Genomic DNA, 25695 nt, shown 5'->3' on the forward strand with positions numbered 1-25695 from the left:
GCCATGAACGCGCTGACCGATCGCCAGGCCTGGCTGTTCTCGATCAAGACCTACCTGGCCTCGGTGGCCGCGCTGTACATCGCCATGGCCGGCAACCTGTCGCGCCCCTACTGGGCGATGGGCACGGTGTACATCGTCAGCCAGCCGCTGCTGGGCCCGACCCGCGCCAAGGGCGTGTACCGCATCGTCGGCACACTGGTGGCCGGGCTGGCCACGCTGCTGGTACTGCCGGCGCTGGTGGAAACCCCGCTGGTGCTGAGTGCGGCAATGTCGATCTGGCTGGCCGGTTGCCTGTTCATGGCCCTGCTCAACCGCGGCCCTCGCGGCTACGCGTTCCTGTTGGCCGGCTACACCACCGCCTTCATCGGCTTCCCGGCAGTCACCTCGCCGGAGACCATCTTCGACACCGTGGTGGCGCGCAGCGAGGAGATCATCCTCGGCACGGTGGTGGCCGTGCTGTTTGCCTCGCTGCTGTTCCCGGCGTCGGTACGCCCGATGCTGCGCGCCCGCATCGGCAACTGGATGGAGGACGCCGCGCAGTGGTGCCGGCAGATCCTTGAGCGTGGCCGCGCACACGCGCCGCGCAACCGGTTGGCCGCCGATCTGGTGCAGTTCGAGGCGCTGATCGAATTCCTGCGCCGCGATGATCCACGCCATGCAGGGTCGGCGGTGTCGATGGAGCGCCTGCGCGAGCGCATGCTGCTGCTGTTGCCGGTGTTGTCGTCAATCGCCGATCGCCTGAGTGCGCTGCGCAGCGATGGCCAGGCCCTGCCGGATGGGCTGTCGGCGCTGGTCGACGACATCCGCGATTGGCTGGATGGCCCGACCAACGCCAGCGAGTACGCCCGCCTGCGCGCGCGCATCAGCGCGCTGAAGCCGCAGGTGGACCGCGACCTGCAGCACCTGCAGCTGGCCAGCCTGCTGCTGCGCCTGGAGGAACTGGTGGACCTGTGGCAGGACTGCCGCACCCTGCAGCACGCGATCGACCAGGGCACGGCGCCGTTGGATCGCGCGCACTACCGCATCCGCACCGAACGCGTGGCCGCCGACAAGCACGTCGACTACGGCATGGCGCTGTTCTCCGCGCTCAGTGCCGGCGTAGCGCTGATGAGCTACTGCGTGCTGTGGATCGCGCTGGGCTGGGAAGGCGGCGGCAACGGCGCGATGATGGCGGCGGTGACGGCCGCATTTTTCGCCGCACAAGACGATCCGGCCCCCAGCATGGTGCAGTTCCTGGTGTGGGCGATGGTCGCCTCGGTGGTGGCGGGCGTGTACCTGTTCGGCGTGTTCCCAGCCGTGCACGACTTCGGCCTGCTGGCACTGGTGCTGGCGGTGGCCTTCCTGCCGCTCGGACTGCTGCTGCATCATCCGAAGAGTGCGCTGTTCGCGCTGCCGCTGACAGTCAATCTGGCCGCGCTGCTGAGCCTGCAGAACACCTACAGCGCCAACATCCAGACCTTCCTCAACTCGTCGATCGCGATGTTCATCGGCATTGGCTTTGCAGTGGTGATGACCCGCCTGTTCCGTTCGGTAGGTGCCGAGTGGACCGCGCGCCGGCTGGTGCGGCAGGGCTGGACCACGCTGGCCGAAGCCGCCGAAGGACGTGGCCAGCAGGATCGGCAGCGCTTCGCCGCACGCACGCTCGACCTGCTGGGCCTGCTCGCACCGCGCCTGGCAGCGACGCCGGAGGGCAGCGACATCGCCTCGGTGGACATGCTCAACGAGGCGCGCATCGGCCTGAACATCCTGCAGCTGCGTCGTGCACGGCTGGAACTGCCCGAGCGCAGCCGCGAAGCCGTCGAGCACATCCTGGAAGAGATCGCTGGGCACTACCGGCGGCAGATCGCGGCGCGCAAGCCGATTGCTGCAGACCAGGCGCTGCGCGAGCGGCTGGATACGTCGCTGGGCCGGGTCGGCAGCGTGGCCGCCTGCAAGGCCCGCGACGAAGCGCTGATGGGCCTGATCGGCCTGCGCTTCGCGCTGTTCCCAGAGGCCAAGGCGCTGGCGCCGGGCTTGGCGATGAGTGCAGCCGAACAGCTCTAGCGGGATACCCTGTGCGTCCACAGACCCCGTTGCCGGGGTCGGATCCTTCGCCGCGGGCGAAGGCGCTGACCCCTGCTCTGCACAGGAAGATCCAATGAGTTACGACATGATGGTGTTCGAGGCCAGCACCGCGCCACGCGAGGCGGCGGCTTTCATCGCCTGGTTCGAAAAGCAGACGCAGTGGAACGAGCGCCACGAGTATGACGACCCGGCCGTCAGCAGCCCGGCGCTGCAAGCGTGGTTTGCGGAGATGGCGCAGGAATTCCCGCCGTTGAACGGACCACTGAGCAACGACGATGACGACCGCGCCGAGGTGACCGAGTACAGCATCGGCCGGCAGGTGATCTACGGCGCGTTCGCCTACTCGGTGGCCGAGCGCGCGCACGGGCGGGTGCAGGATCTGGCCGAGAAGCACGGCGTGGGCTTCTTCGACGTGAGTGCGGATGAAGCGGCGATCGTGTTTCCGGATGGGTTGGTGCTGATCGCGTAGATCCACGCCATGCGTGGATGACCACCAGAACGATCGAAGCGCGCTTTTGTAGAGTCGAGCCACGCTCGGCTTCGTGGCCCATCAGCCGAGCATGGCCCGGCTCTACAGGCAGCGCATCACGCCCGCGTCAGAACAACGTGCCCTGCACCGTGGGCTGTTCGATGCGCGCTGGTTGTTCGGCCACATCTTCGGCACCCAACCGCCAGGCCAGGCCGCCCAAGCGGCTGGCGTGCCGTTTCAGTGCGGCCTGCAGCACGTCGGCGCTGCCGGCCACATGCAGTACCTGGCGGGCGCGGGTCAGGCCGGTGTAGACCAGTTCGCGTGACAGCACGCGGCTGTCCTGGCGTGGCAGCTGCAACCACACTTCATCGAACTCCGAGCCCTGTGCCTTGTGCACGGTCATCGCAAAGGCGCTTTCGTGCGCGGGCAACGCAGCCGGGTGGAAGGCGCGCGGGTGGTCGACGCTGTCGCCGGGGAACCAGGCCACCATCGCGCCACTGCCATCGCGCAGGCAGATGCCGATATCACCATTGAACAGGCGGTGCCGGTAGCTGTTCTCGGTAACCAGCAGCAGGCGGCCCTGGAAGTAGCCCGGGGTGTTGCCGGCCAGCAGCTGTTCGATGCGGCTGTTGAGCCCACGCGCACCTTGCGGGCCTTCGCGCAGCGCGGTCAGCACGCGCAGGCGACCGGCCTGCTGCAGGGCACGTACCGGATCCGCGGCCTCGGCCAGTGCACGCCAGTGGCCCAGCAGGTGCTCACGCTGGCCACGCAGCGGGTCCGCCTCACCTTCGTGGAAGTGCACGCCAGCCAATCCACCACCGCGCAGCAGCTGCAATGCAGTGTGGCTGTCACCTTCACGCACGGCATGCGCCAGCGGTGCCAGGTCCAGCGCATCACTCTGCCGGTAGCCGCGTTGCAGCTGTACGCGACGGCCGGCGAAGGCGCGTGGTGCGGCCTGCGGCTGCAAGGTGGCCGGTGCCAGCAGGCCATGCAGCGCCAGCGCATCGTCGGCGCGGGTGCCGATGCCATCGCCGCTGGCGCGCAGGATCGCGCTGAGCACATCACCGGCTTCGACCGACGGCAACTGATCGGGATCGCCGAGCAGGATCAGGCGGGTGCCGCTGGCAATTGCATCGACCAGCTTGGCCATCATCGGCAGATCGATCATCGACGCTTCGTCGACCACCACCACGTCCACCGCCAGCGGATTGTCGGCGTGGTGGCGGAAGCGTGGTGAGTCGGGAATCACGCCGAGCAGTCGATGCAGGGTGGTGCCGCTGCTGGGCAGTGCCGCGCACAGTGTCGGATCCAGTCCCTGTTCCTGCAAGCGTTGCACGGCCATGCGCAGGCTCTCGGCCATCCGCTCGGCGGCGCGACCGGTGGGCGCGGCCAGCGCCACCTCGGGCAGCGGCTGGCCGGCGTGCCGGGCCTGCGCGGCCAGCAGCAGCAACAGGCGTGCGATGGTGGTGGTCTTGCCTGTGCCGGGGCCGCCGGTGACCAGCGCCAGCGGATGGCGCAGCGTCACGCCGGCTGCGCGTGCCTGGTGATCTTCGCCGCACGATGCGTGCGGGAACAGCTGCGCGAACAACGGCGCCAACGCTGCCATGTCCGGCGCCGGCAGCGGATGCCGGCCGATGCGCTGCAGACCGGTGGCCAACTGGCGCTCGTACTCGCGGTAGCGGCGCAGGTACAGCAGCCCGTTCTCCAGCACCAAGGGGGCATCCCCGGCGATGGCGTCAGCCTGCTCCGGTGTGGCCACCCAAGGCGATGCGCGCAGCTGCGCCAGCCAGGCCTGCGCGGCGGGCCACTCGGGCACGCCTTCCAGCAACCGCTGCGGTTGTGCCGGATCGAACGCGGCGTGGCCCTGCGACACCGCCAGCGAAGCCAGCGCCGCCGCCAGTGCCACATTGTCGGGCGTGTCGTCGCGCAACCGCTGCAGGCTGGTCGCCAATGCGTGGTCGAGGGTGCGCAGCAGGCCCTTCTGGTGCAGTTCCTTCAGCAGGCTCATGCGCTGGCTCCTCGGGCACGCGCGGCGAGCTGGGCCTGGGCCTGCTCGCCGCCGGCGAACAGCGCGTCGAGTGCATCCACCAGCGCGAACGGGAAACGATCCACGTGCACGCCATTGCCCTTGCCATCCAGGCCGCGGCAGAACAGGTAACGGATGCCGCCCATGTCGCGCTCGTAGTCGTAGGCGGCGCCCAGGCGGAAGCGCAGCCAGCGATGCAGGGCCACGGTGTAGATCAGCGCCTGCAGATCGTATTCGCTGTGACGCATGGCAATGGCCAGCAGGTCCGGGCTGTAGCCGGGCAGGCGGTTGGACTTGTAGTCGAGCACGTACCACCGGCCATCACGCACGTAGGTCAGGTCGATCATGCCGGTCATCAGCCCCTCCAGGCGGCGGCGCTGGCCGAAGCCGCGGCGGCCACTGGAAACACCGTGCGCATGCAGCACCTGCAGCAGCGCCGGCACCGTGGTCGCCTCGATGGCGAAATGGAAGTCGATTTCGGCGCGGCGCTCGCCTTCACCGAGGCTGTACAGCGCACCGCCTTCGGGCAGCGGTACGGTCAGCGTGTGGCCCACCAGCGGCACCAGCACCGCTACGCCATCGTCCAGATCGACGTCGGCATAGCCCTCATCGTGCAGCGCCTTGCGCAGCACCTCGACCTGGCCCTCGGGAGCTTCCCGGCCTGGTTGCCAGTCAGCCCATGCGGCGAAGTCGACGTTTTCCATTGCCTCGTGCAGCACGTTGCCGAAGCGGCTGCCCATGAAACGCGGGTCGAGCGGCGCGCTGTCCTCGGCCTCCGCGGCGGCTTCCGGCAGTGCCGGTTCCAGCGGCAGCTCCGGGCCGGTGGGTTCGTCGGCTGCCGGCGCCGGCAGCGCGGTGGCAGCGGCTTCGATGTCACTGCCCGCGCCGGCATCGGCGTGGGCCAGCTGGGTGAAGCTGTACACCCACCAGTCGTGCGGAACGCGCCGGGTCAGTGCACGCACCGCCGGAAGATCCCCTTCCACTTCGGCCGCCAGCTGCGGCAGCGCAGCCGGTACCTCACTGTCATCGATGCGCACATCGGCATGCGCGCGCAGCGCCTGCAGGTCACCCAGCAGCGGTGCCAGCCGCGTCCTGCCGAGCCCGGCCAGATCACCCACGGCGATCCACAGCGCGTGCTCGGCGCGGGTCAGGCCGACATACAGCAGGCGCGCATCCTCGGCACGCTGCTCGCGCTCGCGCTGCGCAGTGGCCGCTTCCCAGGCCTCGTCCTTGCCCAGCTTCCAGTGCAGCTGGCGCTGGCCGCCCACATGCACCGTGCAGTGCGAGGCGGTGTTGGGCGCACCGCCGTCGATGCCCACGAAGGGCAGGAACACCAGCGGGTACTCCAGGCCCTTGCTCTTGTGCAGGGTGATGATCTGCACGCGGCGCGCATCCGATTCCAGGCGCAGCAGCTGCTGCTCGTCATCCTGGTCGGCGCTGGCCATCTGGCCCTGCAGCCAGTCCAGCAGGCCGTGCATGCCCAGCGCCTGCGCCGAGGCTTCCTGCAGCAGTTCGCCCAGCTGCAGGTAGTTGGTCAGGCGGCGCTCGCCATCGATCAGCGCCAGCAGGCGTTCGCCCTGCGCGGCGCAGACGTCGGCGATCACCGCGAACGGGCCGCCGCGCTGCCAGCGCTCGCGCCAATGCAGAAGCTGCGCCTGGAACCCGCGTTGCAGGTCGCCCTCGTGCTCCATCGCCGCGATCGCACTGGCGCGCTGGCCGAGCAGCACCGTCGCCAGCGCCGCGCGCAGGCGGCCCTCGTCAGCCGGCTGCAGCAGCGCCAGCAGCAGTGCACGCAGATCACGCGCTTCGCTGGTGGCGAACAGGCTCTGCTTGCCCGCTGCCACGGCAGGAATGCCGACCACGGCCAGCGCGCGCTGCACCAGTGTGGCCTCGCGATGCGAACGCACCAGCACCGCGATGTCACCCGGCTGTACCGGGCGCCCACGCAGCACCGCATTGCCGGCGCGCGCCGCGACCAGGATCTGGTGGATCGCCGCCACACAGGCCTGGGCGGCTGCTTCGCGCGAGGCATCGGCACTCATCGCCTTGTCACCGCCACTGCTCAGCACGCGCAGAGTGAGTGCCGGGGCGGCATGGCCGTCGCGCTGGTAGTCCGCATCGCTGCGCACGCCACCGGGCCGCACCGGCTCGAACTGGATGCCACGCTCGAGGAAGGCGTCTTCGCCACCGTTGTCGTACAGCGCCTGCAGCGCGCGCAGCACGGCCGGTCGCGAGCGGAAGTTCTGGTCAAGCACCGGCGCCTGTTGCGCTACCCGCTTGGCCTTCAGGTAAGTGTGGATATCACCGCCGCGGAAACCGTAGATCGCCTGCTTGGGATCGCCGATCAGGAACAGCGCCGGTGCCAGGCCGAGCTCGCGCACTTCCGGTGAATCGCCGAACACGTTGTGGAAAATGCCCCACTGACGATCGTCGGTATCCTGGAACTCATCGACCAGCGCGATGCGGTACTGCGCGCGCAGCTGCTTGACCAATGCCAGCCGCTGCGGGCCTTCCAGGGCCAGTGCCACGCCATCGATCAGATCGTCGTAGGTCTGCACCCGGCGGGTGCGCTTCAGCGCCTGAAGGCGCTGTCTGGCTTCAGCGCGAAGCACGTGCAGGAAGTTCAACGCGGTGGCACGGAGCCAGGCATCGCGTTCGGCCAGAAGCGCGACGTAGCGGGCCAACGGCGCCTGCAATGGCGACGATGGCGTGCGCTCGGCGAATTTCTTGTTGGTCTTGGCTGCCAGCGCCTCCGGCAGCAGTGCCGGCAGGCGCTCGCTGGTCAGCAGCTCGCGCGGGTCGGCGCGTTCGGCCCAGCCCAGCAGTTGCCGGCCCAGCGGGTGCAGCCAGCCCAGCTTGTACGACACGCCGTTGATCCATTTGTTGTCGACCGCATCGCAGAGGTCGATGAAGAACTGCTCGCCATGCTCGCGCACGCTTGCGGACAGCTCTTCGGCAACACTCTGCAGGGCGGCCTGCGGATCGGGCAGCGCCACCGCCTGTGGCAACGGGTGCAGCGGCGGCGCGGCCAGCAACGCGCGCAGATCGGCGGCCAGTGCGTCCGGGGTGGACCACAGCCAGGTCAGCGGTTCCAGCGTGGCCGGGTCATTGGCATATACCCGCCACAGGTCTGCCGCGAGCGCTTCCAGCAACTCACGGTCGCTGGCCAGCAGCTCCGGCGGATCAAAGGTGTGGCCGCTCTCCAGCGCATGCTCGCGCAGCACGCGGGTGCAGAAGCCATGGATGGTGAAGATGGACGCAAGGTCGATCTCATCGGCGGCGACCTGCAGGCGGCGCTTCAGTGCGGCGGCGCGCTCGGTACCTCCCTGCAGATGGCGCTGCAGCACCTCGCGGGTCAGCCGCACGTCCGGTGCTTCGCCTTCGACCGGTTCCAGATCGACCAGTCGCGCCGCCAGCGCCAGGCGCTCGCGGATGCGCTTGCGCAGTTCCTGGGTAGCCGCATCGGTGAAGGTCACCGCCAGGATCTTTCCGATGCGCAGGCCCTGCTCTACCACCAGGCGGGTAAACAGCGTAGCCAGGGTGAAGGTCTTGCCGGTACCGGCGCTGGCTTCGATCAGGCGGATGCCATCCAGCGGCAGGGCCAGATAGGGATCGACCGCCATGCACTGGGCTCGCTCATCGATGAAGGCGGGGCTCATGCGCTGCCCTCCTGGCGCGTTTCGGCGCCGAGGGTGCGGCCTTCGCGCACCGCGCTGAAGACCACCTGGCTGTTGCGCAGCAGCTCGGCATAACTGGCATCGGAGGCGAACGGGTCGGCACCCCGCAGCAGCAGCTGCCAGGCGTCGCTGCTGGATTCACCCCAGCTGCGGTCGCTGCCGTGCCACTGCTTCCAACCCTCGCTGCGCTGTTTTTCTGCCGGCGCGTTGTACAGCACCCAGCCGGTATACGGGGCAAAGCGCAGCGGCTCACGCAGGCCGCGCTGGCGCAACTGCAGCAGCGCGCGCAGCGCCGCGCGTGCAGCAGGCGCGCTCAGTGCCGGCAGTACATGCGGGCCGGGACCGGCGTCGCCGCCATCGTGGAACTGCACAAGGGGCAGTGCGTCGCCGGCGGCGTTGGCCAGCAGCCAGTCCAGGCCCTGGCGGATCACTGCATTGCCATTGAGCGTGCCGGCGCGCAGCCGCACCAGGCCTTCGGGATGCCGATCGGCCACGCGGCCGTGCAGGCGCACGCCATCGATGTCCACTTCGTAGCGACGGCTTTCCAGCGGCTCGCCCTGCATCCAGCCCAGCAACGCACTGGCATACGGACGGGTCTTCAACTGCTCCACCTCGAACTGGCGCTGGCCCAATGGACCGGACGGCAGCAGGCCACGCGCGCGCAGCCGCGGGTACAACGGTTCGGTATCGCCACTGAGCGTGGCGCGCACCACCGCCGCCTGCACGCTGCGCTTTTCCGGGCCGCGCGATGACAGCACCAGCGGTTCCAGGTCATCAACTTCCCCGGCATCGTCGGCCAGGCGCAGGCCCATCGACTGTGCGAGGAACTGCCCGGCCGGGTCGCACAGGAAGCGGCGCAGGGTGTCGAGCGCGAGCTCGTCTTCCACCGCATCGTCGAGCGGCGGCGGCAGCGGGGCATCGAACCACGGCTGCAGGCCCCCACGCTGGCCGGTGAGGCGGCCGGCAGCGGGATGCCATTGCCGCCGATAGCTGAAGCGGCGTGGATCGCCATCTCCGAACGCCGCCGGTGAGAACGGCTGCAGTGCATGGCGCACGGTAAAGTCGCGGACCGCCGCAGGCGGATCGAGGTGATACGCGGCGGCGGCATCGATCAGTTCACTGACCAGCACCGACGGCTCACGTACGCTGCCATCGCGTGGATCGGCGCCGAGGTAGCTGAGGTAGAACACCTCCTGCGCGGCGGCGAACAGCTGCAGGAACAGGAAGCGGTCGTCTTCGCGGGTGGAGCGATCGCCCGGGCGGCGGCGTGGCGTGTCCAGCTCGGCGGTGAGCTGGTTGAGGCCCGCGGCCGGGTCACGACGCGGGAAATCGCCATCATTGAGACCGAGCACGCAGATCACCCGGAACGGCAGCAGGCGCATCGGCACCATGCGGCCGAAACTGATGCCACCGGTCAGCAGCGGCGCGCGCGTATCGGCCTCACCCAGTACACCGGCGAAGTGCGAACGCACCACCTCAGGCGGCACGCCGTCTTCGAACCCGGCCTTGGCGGCATCGTCGGCGAACTGATTCAGCAGCTTGCGCAGGCGCTCGAGGGCACGCTGGCTGTTGGGCGAGCTGGGCGCGGTCGGCAGCAGCGCGTCCAGCAGCGACAGCAGCCGTTGCCGCCACTGCGCCGGGGTCAGCAGCTCGCCGAGGCGACGCTGGTAGACCGCCAGCACGCGCAGCAGCCGCAGCAGCCGGTCCAGTGCTTCCAGCGCGCCGCCTTCAAGCTCGATCCACGGCGCCACGCCGGCCAGGTCCGCCTCGCTGCCGGTGGCGTGACCGAGCACCAGGCGGTCCAGTGCGAACTGCCAGGTGTAGGCGTCGTCGGCCGGCGCCTGGTGCTGGTTGCGGTGCTTCGCATCCAGGCCCCAGCGTGCGCCGGCCTGCTGCAGCCAGCCATGCAGGCGATCGAAGTCCACCGCCTCCAGCCCGGCCGCTTCGGCCAGCGGCGCGCTGGCGAGCAGGTCCAGCACCTCGTTCAGGCCGAAACGCGAGACCGGCAGGCCCAGCAGATGCACGAACACATCGGCCAGCGGCTCTCCCGCCAGTGGGCTGCTGTCGGCCAGCGCGTAGGGAATGTGCTCGTCCTCCCCCCCGCGGCCGCCGAACACCGCTTCCAGATACGGCACATAGGGATCGATGTCCGGTGCAAGCACCGCGATCTCGCGCGCCTGCAGCGGCGGGTCGAAGCGCGGGTCCTGCAGCAGGCTGCGCAGCTGGTCGTGCAGCACCTGCAGCTCGCGCAGCCGGGTGTGGCAGGCATGCACCTGCAGGCTGGGGTCGTCGCTGCGCAGCCCATCGCGCAGCTCGCCCGAGGGCAGTGCGCGGCGGTGGAACAGATCGCGCTGCAGGCGATGCAGCAGGCTGTCGGACAGGCCGCCTTCGTCCAGGGTCGGCCGGGTGTCTTCTTCCGGATCCGAATACGCGGCAATCTCGCCGGCCGGGTGCACCACCTCGTAGCTGCCCAGCACCGCCATGAAGTCGCGTCCGGCCGCACCCCAGGCCTCCAGCAGGCGGTTCTCACCAGCCGCTTCACCGAAGGGATCGGGTGCGCCGCTGCGCAGGCGCTCGGCCAGCGTCTGCAGGTCACCCCAGTACGACTGCACCGGAGTGGGCATATAGAAGTGCAGCTCGCCCACCCGCGCCTGGGTGGCCATCACCCGCAGCACGTCGGGCGAGATGTTGAGCGTCGCGAACGCGGACATGCGCGGTGGCAGGGCCTGTGGCAGCGGCTGGCCGGCGCCCTCGAAGCGATCCAGGTACGCCTGGATGCGGCGCGCGCGGTAGTCGCGGCCATGGGCGATGGTGCGCCAGAGGATCGCCTGCGGGTCGGCCGGGTCGGCGCCGGCCTCCCAGCGCAGCAACCAGTCGCGGCGCCAGGCCTGGTACTTCTCGAACACCGACGCCAGTTCACCGGCCAGTGCCCACGGCTTCAGGGCATCGCCGCCGGCAAGATAGGACTGCAGCGCGCGCATCGGTGGCTGCGCCAGCAGCGCCGGGTCGCGCAGTGCCTGGTACAGCTTCCAGTGCAGGCCCGCCGCGTCCAGGTCGTCGCGTTCGCCCGGCACATTGGCATTGAGTGCACGGGCAACGAACTCGCCCGGGGTCAGGAACTCGAGGTTGGCGGCCACGCCATATTCGGCAGCGAGTGTCGCTTGCAGCCAACGCCGCATCGCCACCTGCGGGATCAGCACCACCTCCGGCGCGAGCAGCGGCTGGCCCGGAACCGGCACACGCACGTTGCGCGCCAGCAGCGCAGCCAGCACGTCCAGGGAGTTGGAATGGTAGAGGCGGAAATCGCTGCCCGGGTCACTCATCATGCACAGTGTGCAGCACGGCAGGCAGTATTCAATGGCCCGCCCATCGCCGGTACGGATTGTTCCGCGTTGCCAGCCGATTGTCCCGGCCTGGCAAGGGTCATGCCGTGCCACAATACTGGACCGTCCAGTCTGCTTATGTTCAGCCGATGGGCCCGATCCTTCGATGTCTAAAAAACGTTAATGGTGCCCATGTCGGCCTCCACCTCCAGTCTGGTGCAGTTATCCAACGTCCGCATCGACCGGAGCGGGCGCACGATCCTGCGCGACGTGTCGCTGCAGGTGCCCAAGGGCAGCATCACGGCCGTGCTGGGCCCGTCCGGCAGTGGCAAGTCGACCCTGCTGGCGGCACTGACCGGCGAACTGCGTCCGGTCGCCGGCGAGGTCACCCTGTTCGGCAAGCCGATCCCGCATGACAGCGGCGCGCTGCTGGAAATGCGCAAGAGCGTGGGTGTTCTGCTGCAGGGCAACGGCCTGCTGACCGATCTGACCGTCGCCGAAAACGTCGCGCTGCCGCTGCGCGCGCATACCCGCCTGCCGACCGCCGTGCTGCGCCGCCTGGTGGAAATGAAGCTGCATGCCGTGGGTCTGCTGGCCGCTGCCGATGCCTGGCCGCGCGAACTGTCCGGCGGCATGGCGCGCCGCGTCGCGCTGGCCCGCGCGCTGGCACTGGATCCGCCACTGATGATCTACGACGAGCCGCTGACCGGGCTGGACCCGATCGCCTCCGGCGTGATCATGAGCCTGATCCAGCGCCTCAACCACAGCCTGGGCCTGACCAGCATCATTGTCAGCCACCACGTGCACGAGACCCTGCCGATCTGCGACCAGGTGATCGCCATCGCCAATGGCGGCATCGTGTTCCAGGGCACGCCCGAGGCGCTGCAGTCCAGCCAGGACCCGCTGCTGCGGCAGTTCCTGCACGGCCAGCCCGATGGCCCCATTCCGTTCGATGCCGCGCCGCGCGCGAGGGTCGCCTGATGCCGTTCGTCCAAGCCACCCGCTCGCTGGGTCGCGCCGGCCTGTTCTCGCTGACCGTGCTGCGTGGTTCGCTGCCGACCCGTGATTTCCTGGCCGAGCTGACCCGCGAGATCTACAAAATCGGCGCGCGCTCGCTGCCGATCATCGCCGTCGGTGGTGCCTTCGTCGGCCTGGTGCTGACCCTGCAGGGCTACCGCACGCTGACCACCTTCGGAGCGGCCGACGCGCTGTCGACCCTGCTCGGCCTGTCGCTGTATCGCGAACTGGCGCCGGTGCTGACCGCGCTGCTGTTCATCGGCCGCGCCGGCAGCTCGATCGCCGCCGAACTGGGCCTGATGCGCGCCACCGACCAGATCAAGGCACTGGAGCTGATGGCGATCGACCCGGTGGCCAAGGCCGTCGCGCCGCGCTTCTGGGCGGCGGTGCTGACCGTGCCACTGCTGACCGGCATCTTCTGCTCGCTGGCGATCAGCGCCAGCTACTTCGAAGCGGTGCATGTGCTGGGCCTGGACAATGGCGTGTTCTGGTCGGCACTGCGCAACAGCGTCGATTTCTGGGATGACTTCGGCGTGGCGATGCTGAAGTCGGCGATCTTCGGCGGCACCGCAGCGCTGGTCGCCGCCTATGTTGGTTTCCACGCCGAGCCGACCATCGAGGGCACCTCGGTGGCGACCACCCGTGCGGTGGTCAATGCCTCGCTGCTGGTGCTGATGTTCAACTTCGTGCTGTCGGCAATGTTGTTCACCTAACCCCTCCACCGGCGGTGCGCAGGCGCGCGCGGCCACCACGACTCGATCAGGTAATCCACATGGCCATCCGCGGTCCCAGACTCGAATTCTCTGTCGGCGCATTCCTGCTGCTGGCCCTGGCCTCGCTGATGGTGCTGGCCGTGGCCTCGACCAACCAGCGCTGGAGCTGGGGCAGCCAGGGCTACGAGCTGAAGGCGCGCTTCTCCCAGGTCGGCCAGCTGCGCAAGCAGGCGCCGGTGAAGATCGGCGGCGTCACCGTCGGCCAGGTCGCCTCGATCGACCTGGATCCAGTGAAGTTCGAATCCATCGTGACCCTGCGCATGGACAGCAAGGTCAAGGACCTGCCGGCGGACACCTCGGCGGGCATCTTCACCAGTGGTTTGCTCGGCGAGAGCTATATCGGTCTGCAGCCGGGCGGCGACCCGGACGTGCTGAAGGCCGGTGACGAGATCGTCTTCACCCAGCCGGCGGTGGACCTGATCCAGCTGGTCGGCAAGTACATGTTCAGTGGCGGCGCCGGTGGCGGCGCTGCTCAGAAGCCCAACGATGGCGCGCAGGCGCCTGCAACGGAACCGCAACCATGAAAATGAAACTGATCCCCGCCCTGCTCGCCTCGGCGCTGCTGATGGCCACCCCGTTCCTTGCCCAGGCCCAGGCGGCCGCCCCCGCCGCTGCCGCAGCGCAGGGCCAGGCCGGCAAGGTGGTGATCGATGCCAGCACGCGCATCCTCACCACGCTGCAGCAGCGCCGCAGCGAGTTCAGCAGCAACCCGGCCAGCCTGCGCAGCTACATCGACAGCGAACTGAACCGCACCTTTGACCGCGACTATGCGGCACGCCTGGTGCTGGGCCCGCACGCCCGCGGCGCCTCCGACGCCGACATCAAGCTGTTCGCCGATGCGATGGCCGACAGCCTGATGCAGCGCTACGGTTCGACCCTGCTCAACATCCAGGGCAAGCCGAGCTTCCGCCTGAAGGGTGAAAGCCCGCTGCCGGGCAACCGTGGCGTGCGCGTCAGCACCGAACTGGTGCGCGCCGGCAACGAACCGACCCCGGTCGAGTACTGGATGCGCAACGTGAACGGCCAGTGGAAGATCTTCGACGTCAACATCGAAGGCATTTCCTACGTGCAGACCTTCCGCAATCAGTTCGATACGCCCTTGCGCCAGAAGGGCATCAAGCAGGTGGCCAGCGAGCTGCACAGCGGCAGCATGCAGGCCGGGCCGGCGGGCAATGGCAAGTAGCGCACTGGCGCTGCTGGAAGGCGACACCCTGCGCCTGCGCGGGGTGCTCGACCGTGCCGCGGTGATTGCACTGTGGCCGCAACTGCAGGCCCTGCCAGCCAAGCTGGCGCGGCTGGAGCTGGGCGAGGTCGAGCGCGTGGACAGCGCCGGCCTGGCCCTGCTGGCCGAACTGGCCTCCCGGGCACGCAAGGCGGGCCATGCGCTGGCCATTTCCGGCGCGCCGGCCGGCTTCAACGAGCTGAGCGCGGCCTACCGGCTGTCGCCCGACCTGGACTTCAACGCTACTTCTGCTGCGAGCTGACATGAACGTCGTACGCACTTTCCCCCTGATCCTCCTGGCCACCGCCCTGACCGCCTGTGCCGGCAAGCCCGCGCGCAGCGACGCACCGGTCGCCAGCACCGTGGTCCCGGCCGGCGCTCCCGCCGAAGCGACGCCCGCCGACACCGGCGTGACCGAGGTGGCCCCGGTGGACAACCCGCCGATCGCCACCGCTGCGGCGCCGACCCCGCCCGCAACCAGTGCCGATGCCGATGCGGCCAAGACCGCCGCAGCCACTGCACCGGGCGGTGATGATGATTTCGACGCCCTGTACGGTGGTACCGGCGACACCGGCAGTGCGGCCGCCTATGACCCGTGGGAACCGTTCAACCGCAAGGTGCACAAGTTCAACAACGCGGTCGACCGTGGCATCGCCCGCCCGCTGGCCACGGCCTACACCCACGTGGTGCCACGCTTCGCGCGTACCGGCGTCAGCAACTTCTTCAGCAATCTGCGCGCACCGGTGACCATCACCAACCAGCTGCTGCAGGGCCGCGGTGCCGATGCGTGGGACAGCCTCGGCCGCTTCCTGATGAACAGCACGCTGGGCATCGGTGGCCTGTTCGATCCGGCCAGCAAGGCGATGGTGCCGCGTCGCAATGAAGATTTCGGCCAGACCCTGGGTGCCTGGGGCTGGCGTCGTTCGCGCTACGTGGAACTGCCGTTCTTCGGCCCGCGTACCGTGCGCGATGTGTTCGGCCTGGCCGGTGACATCCCGTTGTCGCCGATCCGCCGCATCGAGGAAGACAAGGTCCGCATCGGCCTGCAGGGCCTGCAGCTGGTCGACACCCGCGCACAGCTGCTGGCGATCGATGATCTGCGCGACACCGCCGTGGACGAGTACTCGCTGGTGCGCGATGCGTGGATGCAGCGCCGCAACTACCAGATCGAGAACGACCTGCGCAGCAAGCGCGACCGCGGCCATGACGATGCCAATTCGCCGATCCCCGTGGATGCGATGCCGATGCCGAACTGGAGCAACTGATCGCTGCAACCCGTGCATGAAAAAACCCCGCCTCGGCGGGGTTTTCTTTTCCGGCAGGTGCCAACCCGGATTGGCACGCTTTGCTCAGGCCACCAGCGCGGCCTCGATGGCGTCGCGCAGGCGCACGTCATCGGCCGCCACGTCCGGGGCAAAGCGTGCAATCACCTTGCCATCACGGCCGACCAGGAACTTCTCGAAGTTCCACAGCACCGCCGGTGCCGGATGGATCGGGATCTCCTTGCTGGCCAGGCGCTCGCGCAGCGGGCCTTCGCCGATCGACTGCGGCTGGGCGGCGGTCAGCTGCTGGTACAGCGGGTGGGTGTCATCACCGGCGACACTGATCTTGGAGAACATCGGGAAACTGACGTCGTAGGTGAGCTGGCAGAACTGCTGGATCTCCGCCTCGCTGCCCGGCTCCTGGCCAAGGAAGTTGTTGGCGGGGAAGCCCAGCACTTCCAGGCCCTGCGCATGCTTTTCCGCATACAGCGCCTGCAGGCCTTCGTACTGCGGGGTCAGGCCGCACTTGGAGGCGACGTTGACCAGCAGCAGCACCTTGCCCTGGTAGTCGGCAAGCGAGGACGGCTGGCCGTCGATGGTGGTGAGGGGAATGTCCTGGATCGGGGTGCTCACGCGGGGCTCCGGCTACGGCGGGAATGGCCCACCAGCATAGCGCCGCGCGCGCTGTTGTAGAGCCGAACCCATGCTCGGCTGATGCCATGGCAGCCGAGCATGGGCTCGGCTCTACAGGACATCCTCAATCCACGCAGATCGTACCCTGCGCCTTGCCGTCATCGATACGCTGGCGGCAACCGAAGTTCTGGCTGGCATCACGCTGGCAGGTACCGGACGCCACATCACCGGCCACTGCCTCGCCTGCGGCCAGGCACTGGCCCGTGCAGTCGCTTTTGCGGCTGCAGGCCTTGCCGGCGTCGGCATAGGGAATCACGCATTGCTCGCGCTGCAGCCGGCCGAGCCGCTGCAGGGTGCCACCGGCGGCCTGGCAGTCGACGTCGCGTGCTTCGCGGTAGGCCTCGACCGCTTCGGGGGTGCTGGAGGCGGTCTGCGTGGTCGTGCCCACGGTCGTTGGCGCGCTGCCGCAGGCGGCGAGCAGCGCGGTCAGGACAAGGCTGGTGAAGCGGGGCAGGCGCATGGCGGTACCTGGTCGAAGCGGACAGGCCGCCAGCATACCCATCGGCGATGCGGGCGGCGTGTCAGCGTGGCTCAGGCCTCGTCGCCCTCGCCGTCACTGCCTTCCTCCTCGGCCACCGCATCACCCTCGGCCAGGTCGCCGAGCAGCGACTGCGCCTGTTCGGACGCCAGCGACTCCACGCCACGCAGGCGGCGTTCGATGGTGCGGGTCTTGCGGCTGGCCTCGCCGATGCTGCGGCCAACGGTAGTGATCTGCTTCTCGGCCTTTTCCAGGATGCCGGCGAACTTGCCGAACTCGCTCTTGACCGCACCCAGCAGGCTCCACACTTCGCTGGATCGCTTTTCAATGGCCAGCGTGCGAAAGCCCATCTGCAGGCTGTTGAGCAACGCAGTGACCGTGGTCGGTCCGGCCACCACCACACGGTGCTCGCGCTGCAGCAGGTCAACCAGGCCCGGGCGCCGGATCACCTCGGCATACAGGCCTTCGGTGGGCAGGAACATCACCGCGAAGTCCGTGGTGTGCGGTGGCACGATGTACTTGTCGCAGATCGACTTGGCCTGCACGCGCACCGCGCGCTCCAGCTGGATGCCCTGCAGGCGCACGCCTTCGGCATCGCCCTGTTCCTGTGCGTCCAGCAGGCGCTCGTAGTCCTCGCGCGGGAACTTGGAGTCGATCGGCAGCCACACCGGCGTGTCGTCGCTGCTGCGGCCCGGCAGGCGCACGGCGATATCGACCATCTCGCCACTATCCGGGCGCACCCTCACCGCACGCGCGTACTGCTCCTGGGTGAGTGTCTGCTCGAGGATGTTCTCCAGCTGCACTTCGCCCCAGCTGCCGCGGTTCTTGACGTTGGTCAGCACGCGCTTGAGGTCGCCCACGCCGGTGGCCAGCTGCTGCATCTCGCCGAGGCCACGCTGCACCTGTTCCAGGCGCTCGGAGACGAGCTTGAAGGAATTGCCCAATCGCGTTTCCAGCGTCGACTGCAGCTTCTCGTCCACGGTGTGGCGCATCTGCTCCAGCTTCTGCGCGTTGTCGTTCTGCAGCGCGCGCAGCTGTTCCTCCAGCGTGGCACGCATCTCGGCGATGCGCTGCTCGTTGCGCTGTGTCAGTTCCTGCAGGCGCAGGCCCAGACTGTCGGTCAGGCGCTGCTGCGACAGCGCGCCCTCCTCGCGGCCCTTGCGTGCATCGTCCACCAGGGTCTGGCGCAGCGCCCCGAGCTGGGTATCGGTGCGCGCAGTGAGCTCCTGCAGCTGCTGGCCAAACGCATGGATGCGTGCCTCCTGCTGCTGGCCGAAGGTCTCCAGTTGGCCGCGCAGTTCCTGCAGCCGCTGCCCCATCAATGCTGCGCCGCGCTGCTGGCTATCGGCCACTTCAGCGCGCGCTTTGCGGGCATCTTCGCCCAGCGCTTCGCGCAGCAGGTCCAGGCGCTGATCGGTGCGGGTGGACAGATCGGTCAACGCGCGGGCGAAGCCATCGAGCTGTTCGCGCAGTTCGCTGCGCCCGGCGCGCGCTTCCTCGCGCACGGCCTGTTCCAGGCGGTCATGCGGCGGGCGGCGCAGCAGGGCGACCAGCTGCAGGATGAGCACGGCCAATAGAAGGCCGGCAATGAGCAGGTATTCGGTTTGCATGGGGCAAGTGTAGGCTGGCCGAGTCTCAGCTGCTGCGTCAGGACCATGCTCGCTCTGTACGGAAAGCCGACCTCCATCAACGTGCGCAAGGTGCTGTGGCTGTGCGCCGGCCTCGACCTGCCACTCCAACACGAGCCAGAACCACCGGCGGACCTGCTGGCCACGTTGAATCCGAACCGGCAGGTGCCGGTCCTGCGCGATGGCGGCTTCGTGCTGTGGGAATCGAACAGCATCTGCCGCTACCTGGCCGTACGTGCTGGCCGTGATGACCTGCTGCCCGGCACGGCGCAGGGCCGCGCCCGGGTCGAGCAGTGGATGGACTGGCAGGCCAGCGACCTCAACAGCGCCTGGCGGCACGTGTTCATGGCGCGCGTGCGGCGGCACCCGGACTACCCGGACGATGCCCGCGCCGAGGCCAGCCTGGCGCAGTGGAACCACTTGATGGGCGTACTCGACACACAATTGGCCGGTGGCCACTGCCACGTGACGGGCAACGCCTTCACCCTGGCCGACATCGTGCTCGGGCTATCGGCCCAGCGCTGGCGCAGCACGCCCGGCAACAAGCCCGTGCTGCCACACCTCTCGGCGTGGTTCGAACGGCTGCGCGAGCAGCCCGGTTTCGCCACCCACGTCGACAACGGCGTGGCCTGAGGGGAAGTGCCGGCCGCTGTTAGCAGGTGTCGACCTGGGTCGACACGGTGGATCCATGCCATTCGTGGATGAATCTCTGTAGAGCCGAGCCCATGCTCGGCTGAGCGGCGTGCGCTGACGGCAGCCGAGCGTGGGCTCGGCTCTACAGGAAAAACCGGGCCTTACCAGCCTTCCAGCACGATCTTGCCCTTGGCGCGCTGGCTTTCCAGCAGCGCGTGGGCGCGCCGCAGGTTGGCCGCGTCGATGCGCCCGAAGTGCTCGCCCAGGGTGGTCTGCAGCACGCCCGTGTCGATCAGCTCGGCCACACGGTTCAACAGGTCGTGCTGGCGCTGCATGTCGGCGGTGCGGTACAGCGGCCGGGTGAACATCGACTCCCAATGCAGTGACAGCGCCTTGCGCTTGAGCGCCATCACGTCCACCTGGCCCGGGTCATCGATCAGCCCCAGTTGGCCCTGCGGTGCCAGCAGTTCCACGATCTGCGCGTAGTACTGGTCGGAGTGGGTCAGGCTGGCGACATGCTGCACCTCGCTGATGCCGAGCCGCGCCAGTCCCTCGGCCAGCGGCAGGCTGTGGTCGATCACGTGGTGTGCCCCCATTGCGTACGTCCAGTCCTGGGTATCCGGGCGCGAGGCGGTGCCGATCACGGTCAGCCTGGTCAGCTTCCGTGCCAGCTGCACCAGGATCGAACCGACACCACCGGCAGCACCGATCACCAGCAGGGTCTGGCCTTCGCCACCACCCTCCGGGATGCGCAGGCGGTCGAACAGCAGCTCCCAGGCGGTGATTGCAGTCAGTGGCAACGCTGCGGCGGCGGCATCGTCGAGACTGGCCGGCTTGCGCCCGACGCTGCGCTCATCCACCAGCTGGTACTGCGCATTGCTGCCCGGGCGGTCGATGACGCCGGCGTAGTAGACCGCGTCGCCGGGCTGGAACAGGGTCACCTCGCTGCCCACCGCATCAACAATGCCGACCGCATCCCAGCCCAGCACGCGCGGGCCATCGGTGGCCACGCCGCGGCGGACCTTGGTGTCGACCGGGTTCACCGCCACCGCGCGTACCGCCACCCGCAGGTCACGCGGGCCGGGCTGCGGCAGTTCCAGTTCAATATCGATCAGGGCCTGGGCATCATCGATCGGCAGGCCGGCTTGGGTGTAGGCAATGGCGCGCATGGCAGCGGTCCAGTGGGGAAGGAGGCGACAGGTTGCGCCGCACGCGGTCCCTCGGAAAGGCGCAGAATCGGGCAGCACTTTCACTCTGGCGATGAAGATGATCCGCTTCGACGATCTGCAGCTGTTCGTCCGTACTGCCGCACTGGGCAGCTTCTCGCAGGCGGCCCGCGAAGCCGACCTGCTGCCGGGGCAGGTTGCTGCGGCGGTGGCGCGGCTGGAACGCGAGCTGGACCTGCGCCTGTTCGTGCGCACCACGCGCAGCCTGCGCCTGACCGGCGAGGGGGCGCTGTACCTGCCGTATGCGCAGGAGGTGCTGGCCACCCTGCGCGAGGGCCAGGCGCGCGTGCAGGGCGAAGACACCGAACTGCACGGCACCCTGCAGCTGTCGGCGCCGTCGGACTTCGGTCGAAATCTGCTGCTGCCCTGGCTGAGCGCCTTTCGCGCCGCGCACCCCCGGCTGCGCCTGCACCTGCGCCTGTCCGACGAAGTGGCCGACGTGTTCCGCGACCCGGTCGACGTGGCCATCCGCATCGGCCACTTCGACGACGCCAACTACGTCGCCCTGCCCCTGCTGGAAGGCAATCGGCGCGTACTCGCGGCGTCACCCGACTATCTGCAGCGGCGCGGCACGCCCACCCGCCTGGAAGATCTGCGCGAGCATGATTGCCTGGTCTACCAGCTCAGTGGCCGCGCCTATGATCGCTGGTCGTTCGAGGTCGACGGGCGCCGCAGCGTGATTCCGGTGCGCGGCCCGCTGGTCTGCGATGACGCCGATGTGGTGCGGCGCTGGGCGGTGGCCGGCGAAGGCATCACCTACAAATCCTGGCTGGACCTGCGCGAGGATGTGCTCGCAGGGCGCCTGCAGCTGCTGCTCGACGGCATCGGCAGCCACATACCGTTGCAGCTGGTCTGCCCGCACCGCAAACAGTTCTCGCCGGCGGTGCGGCAGCTGCACGCGCAGCTGCGCCAGCACCTGCAACCTCTGCTGTCTGGCATGCCCGAGGGTCCTGCCGGCCCCCTGTCGCCAGTCCCGGCGCTGGCCGACAATGGCGGCCCCCCGTAAGAGAGAACGCCGCCATGCCGTGGATGGGCATCCAGGACCTGTGGACGTTTCTGGTCGCCGTGCTGGTGTTTCTCGCCCTGCCCGGCCCCGGTACCTTCACCCTGCTGACCGCCACCGGCCGTGGTGGCGTGCGCGGCGGTTACACCGCACTGGCCGGCCTGCTGGTCGGCGACCAGATCCTGATGTGGCTGGCGCTGGCCGGTGTGGCCGCACTGCTGAAGGCCAACCCACTGGTGTTCCACGCCGTGCAGTACCTGGGTGCGGCCTACCTGGTGTGGGTCGGCATCAGCCTGCTGCGCACACCGAAACACGAGGGTGGTGACGCCGGCCCGATCCGCATGCAGCCGGGCCGCTACTTCCAGCAGGCGATCCTGGTCAGCCTGCTCAACCCGAAGGCGATCCTGTTCTACATGGCCTTCCTGCCGTTGTTCATCGATCCCAAGGCACACCAGGGCATCGCCACCTTCGCGGCACTGGCCGGGATCATCCTGGTGGTCAGCATCGCCTACTGCTCGATGCTGATCGGTGTGGGCAACCTGGCCCGTCGCCGGTTGATCCAGCACCCGCGGATCAGCGACGCGCTGCGCCGCGTGGCCGGCCTGTTCCTGGTGGGGTTTGGCATCCGGTTGGGGCTGAACGGATGAACGGGCGGCTGCCGCTGCTCGGCCTGGCCCTGCTGTTCGCCGGCACCGCCTCTGGCGCCACCGTACAGGACCATCGTTGCCTGACCGGCGGTCGCAACGGCAGCATCCACCTGGAATGGCGCTGGCTGGAGGACGGACAGTCCGACGTGCGCTACGCCGGCCAGCGCAAGCGCCTGCCCCTGCGCCGGATCTCGATGGAAACCACGGTGCTGGCCGAAGATCGCCCGTACCAGTTTGACAGCGTCTGGGAAGAGCGCATCGATGGCCGCCTCAACGGCCGCTACCTGTTGAGCACTCAGGGCGCGCTGGTGCTGGATCTGCGTTACGAACGCGCCCGCGACGGCCACAGCACAACCTTCCACGACGACCCCGAAGCTTGGCAGGAGGATGGCTGCCATTGGCCGCGATCACCCTGACCCTCGGTTTGCCCTGCCAGCTGGACGATCGTAGGACGAGTTCGATTTGTTGCTCAGATTGTGCTGATTTCGTCATCATTGACGGCGTTCAGCCTCCATCAGTGACGCATCCAACCCGGGTATGACCCCCGTCAGTGGTAATGCTGCGCTGCGTTCGGTCACACTCGGGAACTTGTCGTTCTTAGTCACCCCTTCCGAGGCCTGCATGTCCCTGTTCCGGCGCAAGTCCCTAGATTCCGTCACCGTCCACGAAGCCGGCAGGCGCCTGGTTCCGACGCTCAGCTGGCCGCACCTGATCGCGCTGGGCATCGGTGCCATCGTCGGTACCGGCATCTACACGCTGATCGGCGTGGGTGCAAACCTGGCCGGCCCGGCCGTGCTGATCTCCTTCGCCATCGCCGGTGCGGTCTGCGCCTGCGCGGCGCTGTCCTACGCCGAGCTGTCGACGATGATGCCGGCCGCCGGCAGCGCCTACACCTACAGCTACAGTGCGCTGGGCGAGGTGTTCGCCTGGGTGGTGGGCTGGAGCCTGATCCTGGAGTACTCGCTGGTGGTGAGCACGGTGGCGGTGGGCTGGTCCGGCTACTTCGTCGGCTTCCTCGAATGGGTCCACACCCAGTTCGGCTGGAACGTACACCTGCCGGCCTGGCTGGCCGCCGGCCCGCATGTGGAAGGCGGAATGATCAACCTGCCGGCGATCATCATCACCTGGCTGGTGGCCGGCATGCTGATGGCCGGCACCAAGGAGAGCGCCACCCTCAATGCCATCCTGGTGGTGTTCAAGCTGATCGCGCTGGCCATCTTCGTCGCCGTAGCCCTGCCCGCCTTCGACAGCGCCAACCTGCAGCCGTTCATGCCGTACGGCTTTGCCAAGTCGATGGGCCCCGATGGCGTCGAGCACGGCGTGATGGCGGCGGCAGCGATCATCTTCTTCGCCTTCTACGGCTTCGATGCAATCTCCACCGCCGCCGAGGAGACCAAGAACCCGGGCCGCGACCTGTCGATCGGCATCATCGGTTCGATGATCGGCTGCACCATCGTCTACGTGCTGGTGGCGCTGGCGGCCGTCGGTGCGATGAGCTACGCGGTGTTCGGCCACAGCGCCGAGCCGCTGGCGCTGATCATGCGCCAGCTGGGCCATCCGACCGCGGCAATGGTGATCGGCGTGATCGCGATCATCGCCCTGCCGACCGTGCTGCTGGCCTTCCTGTACGGCCAGAGCCGCATCTTCTTCGTGATGAGCCGCGATGGCCTGCTGCCGCGTGGCCTGTCCAAGGTCAACGCACGTACCGGCACGCCGGTGGCGACCACGTTGTTCACTGCGGTCGTGGTGTCGGCGCTGGCCGGCGTGGCGCGCCTGGACGAGATCGCCGCACTGGCCAACGCCGGTACCCTTGCCGCGTTCACTGCGGTGGGTGTCTGCCTGGTGGTGCTGCGCCTGCGCGAGCCGAACCGCGAGCGCACCTTCCGCACGCCGCTGGCTTTCGTGGTCGGCCCGCTGGCTGCACTGGGCTGCATCTACCTGTTCATCAGCCTGCCGCACACCACTCAGCTGTACTTCCTGCTGTGGAACGTGGCCGGCCTGGTGTTGTACTTCCTGTACAGCCGCCGCCACGCACTGATCGCGAAGTAACCGGCTCGCCGGTAGTGCCGGCCGCTGGCCGGCACCTCGCATCCTGTCGATACGAGCAATGCCGGCCAGCGGCCGGCACTACCGCAGGGCGCTTCAACCGCCCTGCTTTGCGGCGTAATCCTGCGCCTGGCGCATCACCCGCAGCAGGTTGCCGCCCCAGATGCCGGCAATCTGCTTCTCGGTATAGCCCTTGCGCAGCAGCCACGCGGTGATCTTCGGCAGCTGGCTGACATCGGGCAGGTCACTCAGTCCGCCACCACCATCCCAGTCCAGGCCGATGCCCACATGTTCCGGGCCGACCACCGTGAGGATGTGCTCGAAGTGGGCGAAGAAGTCGTCCAGGCTGGCGTGGCGCACCGGGTGCTCGTGGTCCAGCGCCTGCTCGGCCTTCAGCAGCGCAACACCCTGTTCGATGCCCATGCCTTCCCAGCCGCCCAGCTGCTTGCTCAGCGCTTCCTCGGCCTGCTTGCGCTCGGGTGTCTTCGCCGTATCGATCAGGTAGCCGCCATAGGCGTTCACCTGGATCACGCCACCGGCCTTGGCCAGTTTGCGCAGGCGCGCATCGTCGAGATTGCGCGGATGGTCATAGACCGCCTTGGCCGAGCTGTGCGACAGCACGAACGGCACCGGCATCATTGCCAGCAGGTCGTCGAACACCGCGTCCGAGGCGTGTGACTGGTCGATCACGATGCCCAGCTTCACCGCCTGCCGCACCAGCTCCTTGCCGGCCGGGCTAAGCCCTTTCCATTCCGCGCCCTTGGGATCGGTGGCCGAATCGGCGAACTCGTTGTTGGCGAAGTGCACGGTGCTGAGCAGGCGCAGGCCGGCGCGGTGATAGAACGACAGCAGGCTGGGGTCGGCCACCAGCGGGCTGGCGTTTTCCATGCTGATGTAGACCACGCGCTTGCCGGCAGCCTTGATCCGCGCTGCGTCATCGGCGGTCAGCGCCAGCGCGAAGCGCTCGGGATTGGCCGCCAGCATCTCGCGGATCTGCATCAATCGCTGCAGCCCATGGTCACGCTCGGCCAGATGCGCGGCGGCGCTGCGGTCGCCCTGATCGGTGTAGATCGCCCAGAAGCCGCCGTCCAGCGCGCCTTCGACCATGCGTGGATAATCCACCTGCGAAAGGGCGTTGCGGTCGTGGCGTTGCTCGATGTCGAAACCGCTGCGACCAAAGTTGGCCGGCGTATCCAGGTGGCTGTCGAGGGTGACCAGGCGCTGCTGCAGCGCCTTGGCGCGGGCCAGCTCCTGCGCGCTGAACTCGATGGCGTGGACGGACAGCGGCGCGCACAGCGCCAGGGCGAGCACGACGGACAGGTGGCGCAACGAAGGCATGGGCTCTCACCGGCATGGGGAAGAGCCCGACCATAGCGCCGTGGCCGCGCATTGGGTAGCGCCGGGCCACGCCCCCTGAACAGCGGGGCGCCGTTTTCACGAACGCATCGCAATGCGCGGAAAGCTGACCGCCGGGCAGTGGACATGATTCATGCCCGGCGAACGCAGAA

Annotated in this window: 21 protein-coding genes; 13 read left to right on the top strand and 8 right to left on the bottom strand. The window is 68.5% G+C overall.

Annotation, left to right across the window (positions count from 1 at the left end; genetic code table 11):
- Positions 1-3 precede the first annotated feature (3 nt).
- Together ACUDTM_RS12490 and ACUDTM_RS12495 are read left to right on the top strand one after the other, a co-directional pair.
- Positions 4-2043 carry an FUSC family protein gene (locus ACUDTM_RS12490; protein ID WP_353080535.1) on the top strand — a complete coding sequence of 680 codons (2040 nt, stop codon included), beginning with the start codon at positions 4-6 and terminating at the stop codon, positions 2041-2043.
- Between the two features lie 94 nt (positions 2044-2137).
- Positions 2138-2533, top strand: a complete 396-nt coding sequence (locus ACUDTM_RS12495; RefSeq protein ID WP_072168754.1) for a hypothetical protein — start codon at positions 2138-2140, stop codon at positions 2531-2533.
- Positions 2534-2660: 127 nt separating this feature from the next.
- On the opposite strand, the gene recD is transcribed toward ACUDTM_RS12495, so the two are convergent.
- The 3 genes from recD to recC are packed head-to-tail and all read right to left on the bottom strand — an operon-like array spanning position 2661 to position 11562.
- The gene (recD, locus tag ACUDTM_RS12500; protein ID WP_353080536.1) at positions 2661-4541 is read right to left on the bottom strand and encodes an exodeoxyribonuclease V subunit alpha; all 1881 of its coding nucleotides are present in this window, start codon (positions 4539-4541) and stop codon (positions 2661-2663) included.
- The gene (recB, locus tag ACUDTM_RS12505; protein WP_353080537.1) at positions 4538-8218 is read right to left on the bottom strand and encodes an exodeoxyribonuclease V subunit beta; all 3681 of its coding nucleotides are present in this window, start codon (positions 8216-8218) and stop codon (positions 4538-4540) included. The genes recD and recB overlap by 4 nt, the downstream gene beginning before the upstream one ends.
- Positions 8215-11562, bottom strand: a complete 3348-nt coding sequence (recC, locus tag ACUDTM_RS12510; RefSeq protein WP_353080538.1) for an exodeoxyribonuclease V subunit gamma — start codon at positions 11560-11562, stop codon at positions 8215-8217. Before recC ends, recB begins: the two co-directional genes overlap by 4 nt.
- 189 nt (positions 11563-11751) lie before the next feature.
- On the opposite strand from recC, the gene ACUDTM_RS12515 reads away from it, so the two are divergent.
- From ACUDTM_RS12515 to ACUDTM_RS12540, 6 genes are read left to right on the top strand one after another with little or no spacing between them, the layout of a single operon-like run.
- A complete protein-coding gene (locus ACUDTM_RS12515) occupies positions 11752-12540 on the top strand; it encodes an ABC transporter ATP-binding protein (protein ID WP_061480752.1) in 789 nt (262 codons plus the stop codon).
- Positions 12540-13289, top strand: a complete 750-nt coding sequence (locus tag ACUDTM_RS12520) for an MlaE family lipid ABC transporter permease subunit (protein ID WP_005414955.1) — start codon at positions 12540-12542, stop codon at positions 13287-13289. Before ACUDTM_RS12515 ends, ACUDTM_RS12520 begins: the two co-directional genes overlap by 1 nt.
- A gap of 59 nt (positions 13290-13348) precedes the next feature.
- Complete coding sequence (mlaD, locus tag ACUDTM_RS12525) at positions 13349-13873, top strand: outer membrane lipid asymmetry maintenance protein MlaD (RefSeq protein ID WP_005411706.1); 525 nt, start codon at positions 13349-13351, stop codon at positions 13871-13873.
- Positions 13870-14532 (top strand): MlaC/ttg2D family ABC transporter substrate-binding protein, encoded by a 663-nt coding sequence (locus ACUDTM_RS12530; protein ID WP_061480753.1) that lies wholly within the window; start codon positions 13870-13872, stop codon positions 14530-14532. Before mlaD ends, ACUDTM_RS12530 begins: the two co-directional genes overlap by 4 nt.
- Positions 14522-14833: an STAS domain-containing protein gene (locus ACUDTM_RS12535; protein WP_353080539.1), complete on the top strand. Its 312-nt coding sequence runs from the start codon at positions 14522-14524 to the stop codon at positions 14831-14833. Before ACUDTM_RS12530 ends, ACUDTM_RS12535 begins: the two co-directional genes overlap by 11 nt.
- Position 14834: 1 nt before the next feature.
- A complete protein-coding gene (locus ACUDTM_RS12540; RefSeq protein WP_353080540.1) occupies positions 14835-15836 on the top strand; it encodes an MlaA family lipoprotein in 1002 nt (333 codons plus the stop codon).
- Between the two features lie 84 nt (positions 15837-15920).
- On the opposite strand, the gene ACUDTM_RS12545 is transcribed toward ACUDTM_RS12540, so the two are convergent.
- From ACUDTM_RS12545 to rmuC, 3 genes are all read right to left on the bottom strand, one after another.
- On the bottom strand, positions 15921-16466 hold the full coding sequence (locus ACUDTM_RS12545; protein ID WP_072168758.1) for a glutathione peroxidase: 546 nt from the start codon (positions 16464-16466) through the stop codon (positions 15921-15923).
- A 124-nt stretch (positions 16467-16590) separates the two neighbouring features.
- Positions 16591-16986: a hypothetical protein gene (locus ACUDTM_RS12550; protein WP_188241417.1), complete on the bottom strand. Its 396-nt coding sequence runs from the start codon at positions 16984-16986 to the stop codon at positions 16591-16593.
- A gap of 71 nt (positions 16987-17057) precedes the next feature.
- On the bottom strand, positions 17058-18614 hold the full coding sequence (gene rmuC, locus ACUDTM_RS12555; RefSeq protein WP_088496512.1) for a DNA recombination protein RmuC: 1557 nt from the start codon (positions 18612-18614) through the stop codon (positions 17058-17060).
- 45 nt (positions 18615-18659) lie between these two features.
- Here rmuC and ACUDTM_RS12560 point away from each other — a divergent pair, with 45 nt between their 5' ends.
- Positions 18660-19265, top strand: coding sequence for a glutathione S-transferase family protein (locus ACUDTM_RS12560; protein ID WP_072168761.1), 606 nt, complete (start codon positions 18660-18662; stop codon positions 19263-19265).
- Between the two features lie 161 nt (positions 19266-19426).
- Here the strand turns inward: ACUDTM_RS12560 and ACUDTM_RS12565 are convergent, their stop codons facing one another.
- On the bottom strand, positions 19427-20434 hold the full coding sequence (locus ACUDTM_RS12565; RefSeq protein WP_065186609.1) for a zinc-binding alcohol dehydrogenase family protein: 1008 nt from the start codon (positions 20432-20434) through the stop codon (positions 19427-19429).
- Between the two features lie 91 nt (positions 20435-20525).
- Here ACUDTM_RS12565 and ACUDTM_RS12570 point away from each other — a divergent pair, with 91 nt between their 5' ends.
- The 4 genes from ACUDTM_RS12570 to ACUDTM_RS12585 all read left to right on the top strand — a co-directional run bounded on the left by ACUDTM_RS12570 (position 20526) and on the right by ACUDTM_RS12585 (position 24190).
- Positions 20526-21497, top strand: a complete 972-nt coding sequence (locus tag ACUDTM_RS12570; RefSeq protein ID WP_080376955.1) for a LysR family transcriptional regulator — start codon at positions 20526-20528, stop codon at positions 21495-21497.
- A 14-nt stretch (positions 21498-21511) separates the two neighbouring features.
- The gene (leuE, locus tag ACUDTM_RS12575; RefSeq protein WP_005411716.1) at positions 21512-22141 is read left to right on the top strand and encodes a leucine efflux protein LeuE; all 630 of its coding nucleotides are present in this window, start codon (positions 21512-21514) and stop codon (positions 22139-22141) included.
- Positions 22138-22557 (top strand): hypothetical protein, encoded by a 420-nt coding sequence (locus tag ACUDTM_RS12580; protein ID WP_088496511.1) that lies wholly within the window; start codon positions 22138-22140, stop codon positions 22555-22557. Before leuE ends, ACUDTM_RS12580 begins: the two co-directional genes overlap by 4 nt.
- 205 nt (positions 22558-22762) lie before the next feature.
- Entirely contained in the window at positions 22763-24190 is a 1428-nt protein-coding gene (locus ACUDTM_RS12585; protein WP_088496510.1) for an amino acid permease, read from the top strand.
- A gap of 93 nt (positions 24191-24283) precedes the next feature.
- Here the strand turns inward: ACUDTM_RS12585 and ACUDTM_RS12590 are convergent, their stop codons facing one another.
- Positions 24284-25525: a dipeptidase gene (locus tag ACUDTM_RS12590; RefSeq protein WP_088496509.1), complete on the bottom strand. Its 1242-nt coding sequence runs from the start codon at positions 25523-25525 to the stop codon at positions 24284-24286.
- Between the last annotated feature and the right edge of the window lie 170 nt (positions 25526-25695).

The sequence above is a fragment of the Stenotrophomonas maltophilia group sp. vghtpe118 genome (assembly GCF_052605195.1).